At 59.9% G+C, this 17,549-nt stretch carries 15 protein-coding genes; 12 read left to right on the plus strand and 3 right to left on the minus strand.

The features are described 5' to 3' along the window. Nucleotides 1-60: 60 nt before the first annotated feature. A complete protein-coding gene (locus tag AAFG13_RS36465; protein WP_342709869.1) occupies nt 61-1,236 on the minus strand; it encodes a Xaa-Pro peptidase family protein in 1,176 nt (391 codons plus the stop codon). A 126-nt stretch (nt 1,237-1,362) separates the two neighbouring features. On the opposite strand from AAFG13_RS36465, the gene ehuB (AAFG13_RS36470) reads away from it, so the two are divergent. Next, nucleotides 1,363-2,229: an ectoine/hydroxyectoine ABC transporter substrate-binding protein EhuB gene (gene ehuB / locus AAFG13_RS36470; protein ID WP_342709870.1), complete on the plus strand. Its 867-nt coding sequence runs from the start codon at nt 1,363-1,365 to the stop codon at nt 2,227-2,229. Nucleotides 2,230-2,604: 375 nt separating this feature from the next. On the opposite strand, the gene AAFG13_RS36475 is transcribed toward ehuB (AAFG13_RS36470), so the two are convergent. After that, nucleotides 2,605-3,555 carry a GlxA family transcriptional regulator gene (locus AAFG13_RS36475; protein WP_342709871.1) on the minus strand — a complete coding sequence of 317 codons (951 nt, stop codon included), beginning with the start codon at nt 3,553-3,555 and terminating at the stop codon, nt 2,605-2,607. A gap of 88 nt (nt 3,556-3,643) precedes the next feature. Between AAFG13_RS36475 and AAFG13_RS36480 the strand changes: the two genes are divergently transcribed. From AAFG13_RS36480 to AAFG13_RS36530, 11 genes are all read left to right on the plus strand, one after another. Continuing rightward, nucleotides 3,644-4,894, plus strand: coding sequence for a sarcosine oxidase subunit beta family protein (locus AAFG13_RS36480; RefSeq protein ID WP_342709872.1), 1,251 nt, complete (start codon nt 3,644-3,646; stop codon nt 4,892-4,894). 24 nt (nt 4,895-4,918) lie between these two features. Continuing rightward, nucleotides 4,919-5,191: a sarcosine oxidase subunit delta gene (locus AAFG13_RS36485; protein ID WP_342709873.1), complete on the plus strand. Its 273-nt coding sequence runs from the start codon at nt 4,919-4,921 to the stop codon at nt 5,189-5,191. Then, nucleotides 5,188-8,157, plus strand: coding sequence for a sarcosine oxidase subunit alpha family protein (locus tag AAFG13_RS36490; RefSeq protein ID WP_342709874.1), 2,970 nt, complete (start codon nt 5,188-5,190; stop codon nt 8,155-8,157). The genes AAFG13_RS36485 and AAFG13_RS36490 overlap by 4 nt, the downstream gene beginning before the upstream one ends. A 4-nt stretch (nt 8,158-8,161) precedes the next feature. After that, complete coding sequence (locus AAFG13_RS36495; protein ID WP_342709875.1) at nt 8,162-8,695, plus strand: sarcosine oxidase subunit gamma family protein; 534 nt, start codon at nt 8,162-8,164, stop codon at nt 8,693-8,695. Nucleotides 8,696-8,761: 66 nt separating this feature from the next. Next, nucleotides 8,762-9,649: a formyltetrahydrofolate deformylase gene (gene purU, locus AAFG13_RS36500; RefSeq protein ID WP_342713474.1), complete on the plus strand. Its 888-nt coding sequence runs from the start codon at nt 8,762-8,764 to the stop codon at nt 9,647-9,649. A gap of 331 nt (nt 9,650-9,980) precedes the next feature. After that, nucleotides 9,981-11,162: a cytochrome P450 gene (locus AAFG13_RS36505; protein ID WP_342709876.1), complete on the plus strand. Its 1,182-nt coding sequence runs from the start codon at nt 9,981-9,983 to the stop codon at nt 11,160-11,162. A 12-nt stretch (nt 11,163-11,174) separates the two neighbouring features. Continuing rightward, complete coding sequence (locus tag AAFG13_RS36510) at nt 11,175-11,492, plus strand: 2Fe-2S iron-sulfur cluster-binding protein (protein WP_342709877.1); 318 nt, start codon at nt 11,175-11,177, stop codon at nt 11,490-11,492. Between the two features lie 107 nt (nt 11,493-11,599). Next, nucleotides 11,600-12,826 carry an FAD-dependent oxidoreductase gene (locus tag AAFG13_RS36515; RefSeq protein ID WP_342709878.1) on the plus strand — a complete coding sequence of 409 codons (1,227 nt, stop codon included), beginning with the start codon at nt 11,600-11,602 and terminating at the stop codon, nt 12,824-12,826. A 235-nt stretch (nt 12,827-13,061) separates the two neighbouring features. Continuing rightward, entirely contained in the window at nt 13,062-14,093 is a 1,032-nt protein-coding gene (locus tag AAFG13_RS36520) for a 2-hydroxyacid dehydrogenase (protein WP_342709879.1), read from the plus strand. Between the two features lie 345 nt (nt 14,094-14,438). Further along, nucleotides 14,439-15,308, plus strand: coding sequence for an ectoine/hydroxyectoine ABC transporter substrate-binding protein EhuB (ehuB, locus tag AAFG13_RS36525; protein ID WP_342709880.1), 870 nt, complete (start codon nt 14,439-14,441; stop codon nt 15,306-15,308). Nucleotides 15,309-15,345: 37 nt separating this feature from the next. After that, entirely contained in the window at nt 15,346-16,578 is a 1,233-nt protein-coding gene (locus AAFG13_RS36530; RefSeq protein WP_342709881.1) for a M20 family metallopeptidase, read from the plus strand. Nucleotides 16,579-16,637: 59 nt separating this feature from the next. Here the strand turns inward: AAFG13_RS36530 and AAFG13_RS36535 are convergent, their stop codons facing one another. After that, the gene (locus AAFG13_RS36535; RefSeq protein WP_342709882.1) at nt 16,638-17,477 is read right to left on the minus strand and encodes a GntR family transcriptional regulator; all 840 of its coding nucleotides are present in this window, start codon (nt 17,475-17,477) and stop codon (nt 16,638-16,640) included. Between the last annotated feature and the right edge of the window lie 72 nt (nt 17,478-17,549).

Here is a 17,549-nt window from a genome sequence, read left to right on the forward strand (position 1 = left end):
CGTATCGGCGACAGAGCACCACCTCCAGTGTCCGCTCGTCCGCGATCCGGCTCTGCAGGTCTAGGGCACCAACTCGGTTTGCACGCTGCCCTTATGCACCTTCAGCGTCGGAAGCGTCTCGGGCGCAGCTAGGGTCAGCATTTCGACCCCCGACTCGCGTACCACAGCAACCTCCTCGAGCTGGAAGACGCCGAGCTGGGTCTCATATTTGGGCTCTATGTGAATGATCATCCCGGGTCTGATCACCTCCTTGGAGGCCGCCATGATTGAGGGCGGTTCAGTGAGATCGATACCCGAGCCGTGTCCAATCCGAGATGCCGCGGCTGCCGGGGCCCCAAATGGCGTTAAGGAGGCGAGCCTCTCGCAATTTCTATACACATCGCCTCCCGTCATCCCGGGCCGGATGGAATGCAGAATGTCGAGCGTGAGCTTTCGAATAGTCCTGTAGGCTTCCTGTTCTTCACCCGTGACCGTGCCGGCCTTGGCGATGCGATTGACGTCAGACATGTAGCCCTCGCGGACACATCCGATATCGACCCAGATGTAATCGTTTTCCGTCAGCTGTCTCGTCGTGGGTCTAAGGCTATAAGCCATGTCTGCTCGGCCGAAGCGGACCGGCAGCCACGGCACGCTCTCCGCGCCTTGAGCAAGCATCTCGCGCTTCAGGGACGTGGCGAACTGCTCCTCTGTGTCTCCAATCCGAAGCGTCTCAAGACACGTAAAGAACGCATCAGTGGCGACTTTCATTGCCCGCCGCTTCAGCTCGATTTCATATTCCGATTTGATCATGCGCACGGTCCAGATCGTGTCCGATCCGTCGATGATCTCGATGTCTTGCCGACGCGCGTGCCACATCTCGGGGAGTGTCAGCGATCCGCGCCCGAAATGGTCGTTGCCATAATCGAGGCCAATCACTCCCGAAACGGGAAGTCTGGGCGCGACACTGTCCATCAGCTTTGCGAGGCCCGCCTCGATGAACCCGGTGTAAAATTCGACGCGCAGGTTCGCCGGCATGCCGACAGACTGATTAAGTGTCCGCGCCTCGGCTGTGCTCGCAATGATGAGTGGTGCATTGTCGTCCGCAAAGATTACCGCAAAAAACGGACGCGATTTGGAGGCCCAGAACAACGACCTGTAGCCGGTGAAATATTCGAAGTTGGACTGATCCGTCAAAACGAAAGCGTCGATCGACAGGCGCGCCATTTCACCGCGCAGCTTTTCAATTCGCCGTCCCACTTCGTGCGCCTGTAAACTCGCTATCATTGCTGACCTTTCTGACCCGGTGCTCGAACACCTCGGCTGCGTTGACCAGACGGTATACCAGGTATAGCGTAGTCGTCAACAAAAGAGGCGGAGGCGGATATGGGCTTGTTGACATCATTTGGTTTGCGCTCCTGGGGCGCGGTCGCGCTTGGGGTGGTTACGGTGAGCTCGGTACATGCGGAAACCGCATACCAGCAGGCTCTCCGCACCGGTTCGGCGCGCGTGGCGGTCTATAACCAGGTGCCCTGGGGAGTAACCGACGAGAAGGGGGAGTTTCACGGGTTCGCCGTCGATGTGCTTCGGACAGCGCTCGGGCGGATGGGCATAGGGAAACTCGAGGCTGTCAGCACAGAGTTTTCTGCCCTGATCCCCGCACTCCAGGCACACCGGGCCGACGCCGTGACTGCCGGGCTGTTCGTCACCCCCGAGCGCTGCCGGCTTGTGGCATTCGGTGATCCCGACATCAAAATGACGGATGCTCTGCTGGTGAAGACCGGCAATCCCAAGAACTTGCACAGCTATGAGGATGTCGCCAAGAACTCGGCTGCGACAATTGCAACGGCTCGCGGCTTTAGTACGGCCGCGGATGCATTGGCTGCCGGGGTGCCCAAGGACCGGCAGATCCTGTTTCCCGATAATCAGGCCGCGATCTCGGCGCTGATCGCCGGCCGGGTTGATGCGGTGTCGGCGACGGCGGCCTCTATTGCGGCTCTCTATGATGATCTCAAAACCAGGGGCATTGAGCGCGCTGTCCCCTTTGTCGCCAAGCGGGACGCTTCGGGCCAACCGCATTTCAACTACGCAGCCGTCGCATTCCGCCAGGAGGATGCCGACTTTCGTGATGCCTATAATGTGCAGTTGAAGGCGATGAAGACAGACGGCGCACTCCTGAAGATACTGCAGAAATATGGATTCTCGGAAGCCGAGATGCCTGACGCGATGTCTTCGGACGTGTGCGGCAGATGATGGCAATCCTGATCCTTGCGGACCGTGAATTAACGGCATCTCCTGGCAACTTCCGTTTGGTTGCTCTGATGAGGTGATGCTCGCGATCGGTGCGGATCTTCATCGCGCCGATCGCAGATGCCGCCTGGACTGCCGAACGAGACGAACTTCCTTCGCAACCTCGACACATTCCGGTCCGGAGTCGAGAATATCATCGACATGCCGGAGCGAACGCTCAACATTCACTTCGGTTTCCTTTGGCAGAATAACGATTCGCTTTCAAAGCGGCGAGGGAGAATGAGTTTTCCGGGTTGACGACGAACGAAGTCACGCAAATCGAAGAATTTGTCGTAACTGCTTCGGCACTGCTGGGTAAGGCTTGATCGCGACGGCCAATTATCGGCGCTCTTTTTTTGGAGTCTTACCGAACAGGGTTGCATAGGTGCGTGAAAAGTGTGATGCGCTGGAGAAGCCAGTGGCGAATGCGATCTCGGACACGGACAGCGGGCTCTGCTGCAGCAATCGTCGGGCGTGTGCCAGCCGCAAGTTTCGATAGACCTCTAGGTATCCTGCATTGAGATGTTGGGAGAAAAGGCGGTCCAGGTGGCGCTGGCTGACGCCCGCATAGATGGCCATCTGCGAGCGATCGAGCGGCTGCTCGATCGCAGCCTCCATCTTCTCCAGTATGTTCAGCAGGACGGGATGATTGACCCCGAAACGCTCCGCGGCCGAGGCGCGTTGCGGTGCGGCCGGCTCGGCTACTTGGGTGTGAAGATACCAATCGCTGACGCGTCGGGCAAAATCTGCGCCCATCCGGTCGGCGATGAGGGCATGCATCATGTCCAATGGCGCCACGCCGCCCCCGCAGGTGATACGGTTTCCGTCGAGCACGAAGCGAGCCTGCCTTGGAGCAAGATGAGGGAAGGCCTCGATCAGCGCCGCCGCGTGCTCCCAGTGGATGGTAAAATCCCGCCCGTCGAGGAGTCCCGCTGCCGCCAGGATGTAAGGTCCGCCTGAAATTCCTCCTAGCCGGACGCCGCTTCGCGACAGCTGACGAAGAGCCGCGTAAAGCGCTGCGGATCCCAAGCTCGAGGGATTTCCACCTGCGCATACGAAAATCGTGTGCAGCAACGATTGATCGAGACGCTGGCAAGGGACGACGGCGCCCGATGAACTCGCGACCGCGGCTCCATCCAGGGATAGCGGCCTGACATCATAGAGAAACTGGCCGGCAAGCAGGTTGGCGGCGCGCAACGGCTCGGTTGCAGAAGCATAGGACATCAGCGCGAAGTCGGGCAGCAACAGGAAGCCCATGGTTTGCGTCAATCTGCCGGCTAGCTCGCTCATGGCTGCTGCGTGTCTTATTATGGCTCTCCTGTGAAATTTCTATGCAAAAATAGCCGCTATACAAGGCCGAATATCGTGGAACAGACCAATGCGCTATTCAGCTTTCTCCATTTTCCTGAACGGCCTTCGCGGCAATGCGGCATGGAGGCCTGCCTGGCGCGAGCCGACGCCCAAACCGCACTATGACGTGGTCATCGTCGGCGGTGGCGGGCATGGCCTTGCCACCGCCTATTATCTCGCCAAGGAATTCGGGATCCGCAACGTCGCTGTTTTGGAGAAGAGCTACATCGGTTCGGGCAATGTTGGTCGCAACACGACGATCATTCGCTCGAACTACCTGCTGCCCGGCAACAATCCGTTCTACGAGCTTTCCATGAAACTGTGGGAAGGGCTGGAGCAGGCCTTCAACTTCAACGCCATGGTCTCGCAGCGTGGCGTGCTGAATCTCTTCCATTCCGATGCCCAGCGCGACGCCTACACGCGGCGTGGCAATGCCATGCGGCTGCACGGGGTCGATGCCGACCTGCTGGACCGGACGCAGGTCAGGCAGATGCTTCCCTTCCTCAGCTTCGACGACGCTCGCTTCCCGATTCAGGGCGGCCTCATCCAGCGGCGCGGCGGCACGGTGCGCCATGACGGCGTGGCGTGGGGCTATGCCCGCGGCGCCGACTCCATGGGTGTCGACATCATCCAGCAATGCGAAGTGACTGCCATCCGTCGCGAAAGGGGCAGGGTGACCGGCGTCGAGACGACCAGGGGGGCGATCGGCTGCGGCAAACTGGCCGTCGCCGTGGCCGGCAATTCTTCTCAGGTGGCCGCGATGGCCGACATCAAGCTGCCGATCGAAAGTCACGTGCTGCAGGCCTTCGTCTCGGAAGGTCTGAAGCCGTTCATCGACTGCGTCGTCACTTTCGGCGCCGGCCATTTCTATGTCTCGCAATCCGACAAGGGCGGCCTCGTCTTCGGCGGCGACATCGACGGTTACAATTCATATGCGCAGCGCGGCAATCTCGCCAGCGTCGAACACGTCATCGAGGCCGGCAAGGCGATGATCCCGGCGCTGTCGCGGGTCCGCGTGCTGCGTTCATGGGGCGGCATCATGGACATGAGCATGGACGGCACGCCGATCATCGACCGTACCCATATCGACAATCTGTACCTCAATGCCGGCTGGTGCTACGGCGGCTTCAAGGCGACGCCCGCTTCCGGCTTCTGCTTCGCCCATCTCATCGCCAGGAACGAACCGCACGCCGTCACGCGCGACATGCGTCTCGACCGGTTCGAGCGGGGTTATCTGGTCGACGAGAAGGGCCAGGGCGCCCAACCGAATCTGCACTGATTTCGGGAAAGCAAGGACACCGAAATGGCAAGCCTCATCCCCTGCCCACATTGCGGACAAAGGCCAAGGGAAGAATTTACCGTGAAGGGGGCAGCGCTCGCCCGTCCTGCTGCGGACGCCGCTTGGGAGTTGTGGTTTGACTATGTCTATCTGCGTGACAATCCACGGGGCCGTTTCGACGAACATTGGCACCACACCTCCGGCTGCCGCCGCTGGCTGGTGGTGACGCGCGATACGGCAACCCATGAGATCGAAGGCGTGCGTGACGCCGCCGCTCGCACGGAGACGGCGAAATGACGTCCTATCGTCTCGAGAAGGGCGGCCTGATCGACCGCTCGAAGCCGCTTTCATTCACTTTCGACGGCAAGCGCATGACCGGCCTCGAAGGCGACAGCCTTGCCTCGGCCCTGCTTGCCAACGGCCAGATGCTGATGGGCCGTTCCTTCAAGTATCACCGGCCGCGCGGCGTGCTGTCGGCCGGCGCCTCCGAACCCAATGCGCTGATGACCATTGGCCAAGGCGGGCGCACTGAGCCCAATAGTCGCGCCACCATGCAGGAACTTTACGAGGGCCTTGTCGCGCGGAGTCAGAACCGCTGGCCCTCGCTTAACCTTGACATCGGTTCGCTAAATAGTCTGCTGTCGCCCTTCCTGTCCGCCGGCTTCTACTACAAGACCTTCATGTGGCCGGCAGGCCTTTGGGAAAAGCTCTACGAGCCCTTGATCCGCCGGGCTGCAGGGCTAGGCAAGGCAACTTACGAGGCCGATCCTGACCGCTACGAAAAGCGCTGGGCGCACTGCGACCTGCTGATCGTCGGCGGCGGCGCTACCGGCCTTGCCGCGGCACTGACTGCGGGCCGCGCCGGCGCTCGCGTCATTCTCGTCGACGAGAATGCGGTGATTGGCGGCGGCCTTTTGTCCGAAACCGCGACGGTCGGCGGCGTGTCCGCGGTCGGATTCGTCGGCCAGGCGGTTGCCGAACTCTCAAGCTTGCCCAATGTGCAGCTTTTTTCGCGCACGACAGCCTTCGGCTGGTACGACGGCAACGTCTTTGGCGCGATCGAGCGGGTCCAGAAGCACGTTCCCGAGCCGCGCGCTGAAGTACCAGTCGAGCGGCTGTGGCGCATTGTGGCAAAGCAGGCCATTCTCGCCACGGGCGCCGAGGAACGCCCGCTGGTGTTCGGCGGCAACGACATTCCCGGAGTGATGATGGCAGGCGCAATGCGCGCCTATCTCAACCGCTATGGCGTTGCACCGGGCAAATCGGTCGCGGTCGTCACCACCAACGACAGCGGTTACGCATTGGCCCGCGATCTCGAAAAGGCTGGCGTGCGGCTTGCCGCCATCATCGACAGCCGGCGCTGGGGCGCCGCAGCAGGCGTCTATGACGGTCCGGCCCGCATCATCAACGGCGGTTTCGTACCCGACGCCGACGGCGGCAGGGCGCTCTCCTGCATCACAATCGTCCAGAACGGCCGCAAGCAAAAGCTCGCCGTCGATGCGCTCGCGATGTCGGGCGGCTTCAGCCCGGTCATCCATCTCGCCTACCATCGTGGCAGCAGGCCAACATGGTCGGATACCGAAGCCGCTTTCGTGGCGGCCGAGGATCACAACGGGCTTTCGCTGGCCGGCGCCGCTGTCAAGTCAAGCGATCTCGGCGGCTGCCTTCAGGCCGGAGCCAGGAAGGCCGCAGCGCTGCTGGGCAAGCTCGACATCAAGGCAGAGCCTGCCGCCTTCGGCGCGGTCGAAGGCGACATTGTCGCAGCGCCCACAAAGCCGGTCTGGATCATTCCCGGCATCAAGGGCAAGGCCTTCGTCGATTTCCAGAACGACGTTCATCATAGGGATATCGGCCTTGCGGTCCGCGAAGGCTATGGTCACGTGGAGCTCGCCAAGCGCTACACGACCAACGGGATGGCGACCGACCAGGGCAAGCTCTCCAACGTCAATGCGATTGGCCTGCTCGCCGAGGCGCGCGGCGTATCTCCCGCCGAGGTCGGCACCACCACCTTCCGCCCGTTCTATAGCCCTGTCTCCTTCGGGGCGCTCGCCGGCACCTCCCACGGCAAGCATTTCCAGCCGGTGCGCAAGTCCCCGCTGCATGACTGGGCCGTCAAGAATGGGGCGAGTTTCGTGGAGACGGGTCTGTGGTACCGTTCCGCCTGGTTCCCGCTTGCCGGGGAAAAGACCTGGCGCGAAAGCGTGGACCGTGAAGCCAAGAACGTACGCAGCAATGCCGGCCTTTGCGACGTCTCCATGCTCGGCAAGATCGAGATCACCGGCAAGGATGCTGCGGAATTCCTCGATCGGGTCTATTGCAACGCCTTCAGGAAATTGCCCGTCGGCAAGGCCCGTTACGGCCTGATGCTGCGCGAAGATGGCTTCATCTACGACGACGGCACCACCAGCCGCCTTGAGGACGACCGCTTCTTCATGACGACCACGACCGCCTACGCGGCAGGCGTCATGAACCACCTCGAATTCTGCGCACAAGCGCTGTGGCCCGAGCTTGACGTGCGGCTTGCCTCGGCCACTGACCAGTGGGCGCAGATGGCTGTCGCGGGACCGAAATCGCGCCTCATCCTGCAGCAGATCGCTGACCAGGATATCTCTAACGAAGCATTTCCCTTTCTCGCCGCCAGGGAGGTCTCGCTGTTCGGCGGCAAGCTGTCTGGCCGGCTGTTCCGCATTTCCTTCTCCGGCGAGCTTGCCTACGAACTGGCCGTTCCCGCCGGCTACGGCGAGGCCGCGGCCGATGCCTTGATGGCCGCGGGCAAGGCGCACGGGATCTGCGCCTACGGGGTCGAGACGCTCTCGGTGCTGCGGATCGAGAAGGGCCACGTCACGCATAACGAGATCAACGGTACGGTCGTGCCGGCCGATCTCGGCTTCGGCAAGATGGTGTCGGCCACCAAGGTGGACTTCATCGGCAAACGGATGCTCGAACGCGAGGGGCTCAACGACCCGAACCGGCACCAACTGGTGGGCATCGTGCCGCTCGATTCCGGCAAATCCTTCCGCAGCGGCGCCCATATCCTCGAAAAGGGTGCGCCGGCGACGCTCGACAACGACCAGGGCTATATAAGTTCCAGCTGCTACTCACCGCATGTCGGATCGACCATTGGCCTCGCACTCGTCAAGCGCGGCTCCTCACGCCATGGTGAGGAGGTGCAGGTCTGGAACGCGCTTCAGAACGAATTCACTGCCGGACGTCTCTGCCAGCCGGTCTTCGTCGATCCCGCCAACGAAAAGCTGAAAGGCTGAGCAGATGTCCGCATTCGCGATTGAACACCGCGCAGCGCTCGCCGGCAAAACCGCCCTGATATCGACTGGCCTGACCCTCAAGGCGCTTCCCGAAGGCCATGTGCTGCATCTTTTCTCCGCGAGCGCAGCTGGCGATGTTTCGAGCACGATTTCCGCTGTGCTCCGATGCGATGCGCTTGGCAAAAGGAGCGTGTCGCCCGGCCAGTGGTTCGTCGTCGGCGACGTGGCGTTGTCGCCGAAAGCTCTTGCCGACATCGCGCAAAAGGTGGAGCCGCATGCCGAGGTCGTCGACCAGAGCCACGGCCGCGTTCGAATAGCCATCGCCGGCGCGAAAGCGATGTCGGTGTTGGCCAAGGGGACCGCCGTGGACCTCGCCTTGAACGTCTTTCCGGTTGGCCATGCGACGACGGCGCTGATCGGTCACATCGCCGCCCACATCACCCGCGTCTCGGACGATGGATTCGAGTTGATGGTGCTGCGGGGATTTGCGGAAAGCCTGTGGGATGAGCTCGTCGAGCTCAGTGCGGAATTTCGCTGATTTGGATTCGAAGCACAAGCAGTGTGCCGCTGGCGCGGCCAGCCTGCGTGGTTTTGTGGGGGGATTATGACGAGCAACCTTGTCCTGACGGTGAAGTGCAGGTCGGCGCGGGGAATAGTCGCCGCGATTTCGACCTACCTGGCGGAAAATGGTTGCAACATCGTCGATAGCTCGCAGTTCAACGATCGCGATACCGACATGTTCTTCATGCGGATCAGCTTCATCTCCGAACAAGGCGTTGAGCGCGCGGCGCTGGTGGAAGGTTTTAAGCCGATTTCCGACAGTTTCGGCATGGACTGGGAGATCTTCGATACGTCGAAGCGCATGAAGGTCCTCTTGATGGTTTCCCGCTTTGGCCACTGTCTCAATGATCTGCTCTACCGCTGGAAGATCGGTGCACTACCGATCGACATCGTCGGCGTCGTCTCGAACCACTTCGACTACCAGAAGCTCGTCGTCAACAACGACATCCCCTTCCACCACATCAAGGTGACGAAGGAAAACAAGCCGCAGGCGGAGGCACAGTTGTCGGAAATCGTCGAGAGCACTGACGCCGAGCTTGTCGTGCTGGCCCGCTACATGCAGGTGCTGTCGGACCAGCTGTGTGCAAGGATGTCAGGCAAGATCATCAACATCCACCATTCCTTCCTGCCGAGCTTCAAGGGTGCAAACCCGTACAAGCAGGCCTATGAGCGTGGCGTGAAGCTGATCGGTGCGACGGCGCATTACGTCACCGCCGACCTCGACGAAGGGCCAATCATCGAGCAGGATACCGCGCGCATCACTCACGCGCAGTCGGCGGAGGATTACGTTTCGATCGGCCGCGATGTGGAAAGCCAGGTTCTGGCCCGCGCCATCCATGCCCATATCGACCACCGCACTTTCGTCAACGGGGAGCGAACCGTCGTCTTTCCGGCAAGCCCCGGCAGCTATGCATCCGAAAGGATAGGCTGAGGACTGCGTCGACCTTGTCGTGAGCGTAGTCGAACCGGCCGCAATGGCTACCGAGGCACGAGTGGGTCCCTGGTGCTGGCGGGCACGCGAGGCCTGGTCGTTCGAGCCGCCGGGGATGTGCGAGTGGATTGATGTACCTGCACCGTCCATCGTGAGCGGCGGCGGGGTCCTCTCGCGATCCTTAGATCCTCTCATCGGCCAACCGTCGGCACAAGCGGCGGCCTCGTTGACATGAGGGTATACCGGGTATAATATGCCTGATTAATAGGCCGCCGTCCGAGGGAACCCCATGAGTGCTGCTCCGATTCCTCCGTCTTCTGCAGAGTGGTCCATGCTGTCGCTCGCAAACAGGGATCCATTTCCGAGTTACGAGGCGCTGCGCAAGAGAGGGGAAATCATCTGGGATCCGGGAATGAAGTGCTGGCTCGTGCTGAGCTATGACCTTTGCAAGGTCATTGAGTCGGACGAGAAGACTTTTCGGATCATGTATGCTGATGCGTCTCCTTTGACGCTCGAGATCAAGGGCGGTGAAGCGGGCCTGTCGGCTCTGGTCGGAGAGAGGCATCCCCGTATGCGTCGGGTTTACCTGAAGCTTCTCGGCGACAAGCTTATGCCGCAATACCGCGACCAGCACGTTCTTCCGGTGATCAACGACGCCATCGACCGCTTCATTGATAAGGGAAGTGCAGAGCTCGTCTCTCAATTTTCCGAAAAGATCCCGGAGCGGGTGATGGCATCGCTTTTCGGGCTGCCCTGGAGAGATGATACGCTCATTGCCAATATCTCCAGATGGCATAAGGACGTCACAGCCTGGATTGGCATGAAGAACTCCGGAGACGAGTTGACGCGCAAGGCGAAGCTTGCGTCCGATGAGCTCAATAAACTGCTCCTGCCTTGCATCCTCGAGCGAAAGGACAATCGTGGCGACGATTTTATCAGCTGGATCTGGTCGCGCGCCTCCGACGACTATGGCGAGGTCGGCGTGGCCGAGGTGTTGGCGATCGTGAGGGATGCGGCTATCGGGGCCGGTGAGACGACCACCGATGCCATCGCCAATTCAATCTATCTGTTCTTGTCCGATCCCGCCATGCGCGAAGCGGTGAAGAATGACCAGGTGGCAGCTCTGAATGCCTTTGTCGAGGAGGTCCTGCGGCTGTTGGGAGCGGTCCAGTGGCGCTACCGGATCGCCAATCAGGACATCTCGCTTGGCGGCGTGACGATCAAGAAGGATGATTCTGTCCTTCTGTTGCATGCGGCTGCCAATCGCGATCCGGCACATTATGCCTGCCCGCACATGATCGATCTGAAGCGAAGGCCGCTCACGGATCACTTGGCATTCGGTGTTGGTCCCCGCGTTTGCGCGGGAATGCATCTTGCGCGGCTTCTGGTGCGAGAGAGCTTGAAAGCGCTTATCGCGCGTCTTCCGGATCTGCGTCTCGATCCAGCAAAGGAGACTCCGCGGTTCGCGGACTTCTCTCATCGCTCATTTGCCCCCTTGCATGTGCTGTTTTAGGAACGTCTCACCATGAAGGTACTGGTCTACGACCAAAAGGGATCGTTGTTCGAGCTCGAGGCCCCGGCTGAAAAAACGCTTATGCAGGCGATCCGGGATGCGGGATTGAATATCACCGCTCAATGTGGCGGGTGCGCCTCCTGTGCGACTTGTCACGTCTATGTCGATGAAGCCTGGTGCACCAGGCTCAAGCCCGTCGGGGAAACCGAGGACGCCATGCTGGATGTAGCCGAAGCACGACAAGAGAACTCGCGGCTGTCTTGCCAAGTCGAGCTCTCGAAGGAGCTTGACGGCCTGATCGTAACACTCGCGCCTGGCGCCGAATTTTGACAGATGACGGTGCCAGGTCGGCCGGCGCCCGGAGGCATTATTGGACGGTCCGACGGGATCGGTGCTTCCTCAGCCGGAACATCATTGCGTAAATTTCGACGTCTCTGATGCGGCAAAGATTGCTCATAATCGGCGGATCGTACGCGGCGTGCGAGCTTGCAGCGCATGCGCGCGAAAATGGGTACGGCGAAGACATCCTCATAGTGAGTGAGGAGGCCGACCTCCCTTACCATCGCCCACCGCTCTCAAAGACCTACCTCAAAGATCAAACAGCTAGAGCGGAGCCGCTCAAGGCGGAAGCTTTCTATACCTCGAAGAAGATCGATTTGAAGTTCGGGGCGAAGGTCGTCGGCTTTGAGTCAAGGGCGAACGTGGCTGTCCTATCTGGTGGCAACCGCATCGCCTTCAACGCGCTCGCCCTCGCAGTCGGTGCGCGTGCGCGAGCGCTGTCATGCCAAGGGGCAGATCTTGGAAATGTGTTTTACCTGCGGTCGGTTGCTGATGCCAGTTTGCTTCGAGCTGCGGTGGCGGAGGCAGAGAACATTGTAATCGTCGGCGCCGGGTTTATCGGTCTGGAAGTGGCTTCAGCCTTGGTGCAGCAGCAAAAGCGTGTCACGGTCATAGAAGCCGGGAGCCGGGTGCTCGGCCGCGTCGTCGCGCCGGAACTGTCCCAGTTCTTTTCGTCGGCGCATACGGCTCGTGGCGTTAAACTGCAGACGTCCTGCACTGTTCAGTCGCTGATTGGCGACGACGGCGTCGTCCGGAAGGTGGTGCTCGACGACGGTGGATTGGTTGATGCGGACATTGTCATCGTCGGGATCGGATCGGTTCCGAGCGTTGAACTGGCAAGCCAGCTTGGGCTTCCGAGCGACAACGGTATTGTTGTCGACTCTCAGTCACGTACCAGCCGAGAGAACGTATTTGCAGCTGGCGACTGCGCGCTGTTTTGCGGGCCATTCAATTCAGGCGGGCTACGACTGGAATCCGTGCAAAACGCGATCGATCAGTCGCGGGTGGCGGGGGCCGTCATTGCGGGAATTCACAAGGCATACGCATCTTTGCCCTGGTTTTGGTCGGACCAATACGAGCTGAAGCTTCAGATCGCGGGACTTCCGTTTGGGGCCACCGAGCGCGTTGTGCGACCTGGGACGGCCTCCGACATTTCTGTGCTCCACTTCCGTGGCGACGTTTGCATCTGCGTGGAAAGTGTGAACCGGCCGCGCGAGCACATGTCCGCGCGCCGCCTCCTGGCCGGGGGTGAAATCATGAAGCGCGATTTGCTGGATGTTGATTTCGATATCGCCGCGCTCTTGAAGCGCCGCGGCCAGCGGTGACACGGCGATGGCAGCCAATCAACGCTGCGCGGCCATCGATGGGATGGGCGCCAAGTCATGATCGACGGCCCTATCAAGTCCGCTGTGGCGGGCCCGCATCGTTGCCAATGATCGAGCGAAAGCTGACGGACAGGATCCAAGCAGGCAAGATCACGACGATCCTCCGCAGGCGATGAACCAATCGCCCCTCTGATGCACGCGGATACTTGGACGATCCAATCAGGAGAAGTCACCGATGAAAATTCTCTGCTTGTGGCATGCGAGCGACGATGAGATCGAGAATATCAAACGGGCCATGCCGAAAGACACGAAAGTCGTGGCGCCGAAAGGTGAGTACTTTTCGCGTTACGAAAGCACATACGCAGAACTGGAGGCGGATGCTCGTGATGCTGACGTGCTTATCGGCTTTTCCGTGCCGGAGGGCGTGCTTGAGATTGCCGAAAAACTTAAGCTGCTCTGTTGGCTGCACGCCGGCGTTGACGATCTGGCCCAATTTGGCTTGCTCGCGCGACTAAAGCAGCGCGGTGTAAAGGTCACAAACATCGCTGGATCGAATGCTCTTGCCGTAGCAGAGCAGGCCATGATGTTTATCCTGGCTCTCGCAAAGCAGACCCTGCGCAAGCATCATGCAGGTCGCGAATGCCGCAGACTTTACCCGCTATGGGCAGACGATAATAGATCGGCCATGCTGAGCGGTCGTACGTTGGGTGTGATTGGCGCGGGAAGTATCGGGGGGCGTGTTGCCAGGTTCGCAAAGGGTTTCGATATGCGGGTCCTTGGGGTTCGCCGCAACAAGGCCGAACCGGCCGAATTCGTGGACTCGATGCATGGAATGGATGAGCTGCATTATGTGCTCGGTGAAAGCGATTACGTCGTCATTGCGGCTCCTCTTACCAAGGAGACCAATCAGTTGATCGGAAAGCGAGAGCTTGAGGCTATGAAGCCTTCTGCTTATCTGGTCAATGTATCTCGCGCCAACATCATTCAGGAAAAGCCGCTTTATGATGCGCTGACAACCGCCCGTCTGCGTGGCTATGCGGCAGACGTCTGGTGGATCTATGAATACGTCAGAGCTTACCCACGGTCCCTCTCGTATCCATCGCGCTTGGGCATCGAAAAGCTGCCGAACGTTCTCGTGTCCATGGCCGAAGCGCACAATGCGGACGACGTCCTGCAACGCTGTCTCGAGTGGGGCACTCAGAGCCTGGTGGAGTTTGCGAACGGAAAGTCTCTCACGCACGAGGTTCAGTTCGATTTGGGCTATTAGACTCCTCGTTACTCCCGATTGAAGGTCATCAATACGGCTCTGCAATCGACAGCCCCGTGATCGGTCATCGCGGGCCATAGCAGCTCAAAATGTCTACGCGCTCACGTGTTGGATGATGGCCGCGGCGGCTGGACCTACTGACATCTCATCGCAGCGCGCACACCCGGCTACCTGCTTTTATAGCGCAATTCGGCAGCCGGTCGGGTTCGATGGTCGTGCAAAGCAGGACCGGCCGGCGAAAAAACGTGCGGCGGCCCGTAAAAACCGCGCCGGGAGCCATTGCCGGAGGCGGTATACCGGGTATAATACCGTCGGTACTAGAATTCAATATGGGAGGAGGCGGACATGCGACCGGTCCAATTTTTCAAGTCGTCATCGGTATTTATCGCGCTCTTGTTCGGAATGCTCACGGTTCCTGCGGCGAATGCCGAGTCGATGTATCAGCAGGCTCTCCGCACCGGATCTGTCCGAGTCGCGGTTTATAATCAGGCTCCCTGGGGTGTAACCGACGAGAAGGGCGAATTTCACGGCTTGGCAGTCGATGTCGTTCGCACAGCGCTTGAGCGGCTTGGCATAAAAAAGCTCGACGCCGTGAGCACGGAATTCGCCGCCCTGATCCCTGGCCTCCAGGCGCACCGGATCGACGTCGTCAGTGCCGCGTTGGCCATCACTCCCGAGCGCTGCCAGCTGGTCGCGTTCGGCGATCCGGCCGCAAAGATGGCCGATGCCTTGCTGGTGAAGGCCGGCAATCCCAAGAACCTCCACAGCTACGAGGATGTCGCAAAGAACCCGGATGCAACGATTGGAACGGGACGCGGCTTTAACACTGCGACGGATGCCTTGGCGGCGGGCGTGCCGAAGGACCGCCAGGTCCTGTATCCAGACAATCAGGCTGCGATCTCGGCGCTGATCGCCGGACGAATTGATGCGGTTTCGGCGACGTTCGGCTCCATTGTTGCTCTGCTTGACGACCTCAAGAACAAGGGCGTGGAGCGTGCTGTCCCCTTCAATGGCAAGCGGGATGCCTCCGGTAATCCACATTTCAGCTACGTGGCTCCCGCGTTCCGAAAGGACGATGCCGATTTTCGCGACGCCTATAACGCGCAGCTGAAATCGATGCAGGCTGACGGCACGCTGCTCAAGATCCTGCAGAAGTACGGGTTTTCAGGAACCGAGCTGCCCGATGCCACTGCTTCTGCCGTGTGTGCCAGATGAGCGTGGTCCCGCCATTCGACGGCCAATGACTTTATTGATGCTGCACAGCATGGAGGCCCAGTTGTCCCTCGTCTCATACAGATCGTATCTGAATAAAGAAGCATTTATAACAGATGACGATTTCAATTGGGCTCTCAAATGCCGGCGCGCGTTGCACCGGATCCCTGAGCTTGGCTTCGATCTGCCGCGTACGCGCGCCTTCGTTGCGCAAGCTTTGGCCAGCCTCGAATGCACCATCGACGAACGCCCCTACGGCCAGTCGGGGCTGGTTGCATCGATTGAAGGAGCCAAGCCTGGTCCTACGATCATGCTTCGCGCCGACATGGATGCGCTTCCCATTGAGGAAATCGCGGGGCGGGAAGGGCGCTCAACCATTTCCGGCAACAGCCACGCCTGTGGGCATGACGGCCATATGGCCATCGCGCTCACCGTGGCCCGCATTCTTGCCCGGCACAAGGCGTCGATGGCCGGTCGACTTGTGCTTTGCTTCCAGCCCTCGGAAGAGCCTGGCGGAGGCGCTTTGGCAATGATTCGCGATGGGGTGCTTGAGCACTACCAGCCGACTCAATGCTACGGCCTGCACTTATGGAGCGAACTTCGGACCGGCCAGCTCGCAGTTACCTCAAAGGCGCTTTTTGCGTCTTGCGACAAACTATCCTGGACCATCAAGGGCACAGGTGGGCATGGTGCGATACCACATCTCGCGCATGATACGGTCGGCGCTCTCGCGCAATTGATCCAGGCAAACTACCATCTCGTGGCGCGCGAGGTTGACGCCCAGGAGGCTGCGGTCATCAGTATAGGCCAGCTGCGAGCCGGCTCCGCACACAATGTTATTCCGGAGGCGATCTCTGCGGGTGGGACGCTGCGGACCCAGTCCCCAGCAAGCCGTAGCTTCATACTGGAGCGACTGAACGAGATTGCGGAAGCAACCGGCCGGCAGTTCAAAGTCTCGATATCGATCGAGGCCACCGGCGCCATTCCGGCCTGCATCAGCGATCAGAATGCCGTTGCGAACGTGAGAAAGGCGGCGGCAGCCTCGCTCAGCCGCATCTGTGACCCGAACGTCCCCTACTGCACGTTGGCAGGCGAGGACATGGCCGAATTCTTGCTGCGGGTTCCAGGGTGCTATTTCCTTGTGGGGTGCGGTAACGCGGATCGCGGTATCACCGCGCCGCACCATACTGCGGAATTCAACATCGATGAGGATGCTCTTGCAATTGGCGCCAGTGTCCTTGCCTTAACTGTTCTCAACGCCATGAGAACATGAGCTCCGGTCGCCAATCACCGCTGCCGCTGCCGGAGTTTGAACCTGTTTCTCGTTTCAGGTCATGTGTGGATTGACTCCGACAGATCCAGCGAGCAGACGACACGATCGAAAGGCGACGTGGCGATCCCATAAACACGCATCGGTTTTGCGCCGGCCGCGAAGTGATAACACCTGCGCAGAGTGGGGTAACCGTCGGGGATGCCTAACGTGGCTTGAGCATCCGCGTTTGCCGGCGCGGCGTCGATCAAAATTCGGTTTGAGACAATGGGCATTTTGCGCTCACGTACGATCTCGTAAATGAACCGCGACCCAAGTGCTTCTACGAACTCTTCGTCGACCGGCTGGGAGATGAAGGCGCGATCGAAAATGAGAGGAATCTCATCGATAAACACCATCTTCTCGACACGCAGGTAGATCTGAGCCGGAGGTTTGAAGGGCAGAAGTGCCGGCTCGTGTATCTCGCTTTTTGAGACCGAAAGAAGCTTGATTCGCAAGGACCGGCTGGAGCGCAACGCATCTTCTTTGCTGCCAAACAGCTTCAGTGCAGCGCTCATGTCGTGCACAAAACGCTCCTGCTCACGCACGAAAGTGCCGAGCCCCGCAACTGAGCGGACCAGCCCGGCCATTTTCAGATCTCGCAGTGCTCGCTTGAGTGTAATTGCGCTGACGCCGAACTCTTCGGCCAGGGCGGGCACCGAAGGAAGCGCAAGATCCTTGCCGTAGAACCCGGAGCGAATGCGCTCTTGCAACGTGATGCGAACCATCTCGTGCAGTGGACGCGAGCTGTGCTGAAAGTTGGAAGGTTGCGAGACACTGGATACTGCCGCAAGGTTGCTTCTTTTTACCTGGGCCGACCTGGATCTGCGTAACTTTGCTTTCACGTTGGCTGTATTGACCAACTTTGATCTCCCTGGCTTGGTCACCTTGCAAGCAGTACTACATCTGCCGATTGTGCGTCGAACGGTTTTCCG

This window comes from Bradyrhizobium sp. B124, assembly GCF_038967635.1.
Taxonomy (GTDB): Bacteria; Pseudomonadota; Alphaproteobacteria; order Rhizobiales; family Xanthobacteraceae; genus Bradyrhizobium.

Bases quoted from the DNA above. Each gene is read 5' to 3' on its own strand.
- AAFG13_RS36490 (WP_342709874.1), top strand. From the start codon at position 5,188: ATGACGTCCTATCGTCTCGAGAAGGGCGGCCTGATCGACCGCTCGAAG.
- ehuB (WP_342709880.1), top strand. From the start codon at position 14,439: ATGCGACCGGTCCAATTTTTCAAGTCGTCATCGGTATTTATCGCGCTC.
- AAFG13_RS36505 (WP_342709876.1), top strand. From the start codon at position 9,981: ATGCTGTCGCTCGCAAACAGGGATCCATTTCCGAGTTACGAGGCGCTG.
- AAFG13_RS36475 (WP_342709871.1), bottom strand. From the start codon at position 3,555: ATGAGCGAGCTAGCCGGCAGATTGACGCAAACCATGGGCTTCCTGTTG.
- AAFG13_RS36480 (WP_342709872.1), top strand. From the start codon at position 3,644: ATGCGCTATTCAGCTTTCTCCATTTTCCTGAACGGCCTTCGCGGCAAT.
- purU (WP_342713474.1), top strand. From the start codon at position 8,762: ATGACGAGCAACCTTGTCCTGACGGTGAAGTGCAGGTCGGCGCGGGGA.
- AAFG13_RS36520 (WP_342709879.1), top strand. From the start codon at position 13,062: ATGAAAATTCTCTGCTTGTGGCATGCGAGCGACGATGAGATCGAGAAT.
- AAFG13_RS36515 (WP_342709878.1), top strand. From the start codon at position 11,600: ATGCGGCAAAGATTGCTCATAATCGGCGGATCGTACGCGGCGTGCGAG.
- AAFG13_RS36495 (WP_342709875.1), top strand. From the start codon at position 8,162: ATGTCCGCATTCGCGATTGAACACCGCGCAGCGCTCGCCGGCAAAACC.
- ehuB (WP_342709870.1), top strand. From the start codon at position 1,363: ATGGGCTTGTTGACATCATTTGGTTTGCGCTCCTGGGGCGCGGTCGCG.
- AAFG13_RS36485 (WP_342709873.1), top strand. From the start codon at position 4,919: ATGGCAAGCCTCATCCCCTGCCCACATTGCGGACAAAGGCCAAGGGAA.
- AAFG13_RS36510 (WP_342709877.1), top strand. From the start codon at position 11,175: ATGAAGGTACTGGTCTACGACCAAAAGGGATCGTTGTTCGAGCTCGAG.
- AAFG13_RS36530 (WP_342709881.1), top strand. From the start codon at position 15,346: ATGCTGCACAGCATGGAGGCCCAGTTGTCCCTCGTCTCATACAGATCG.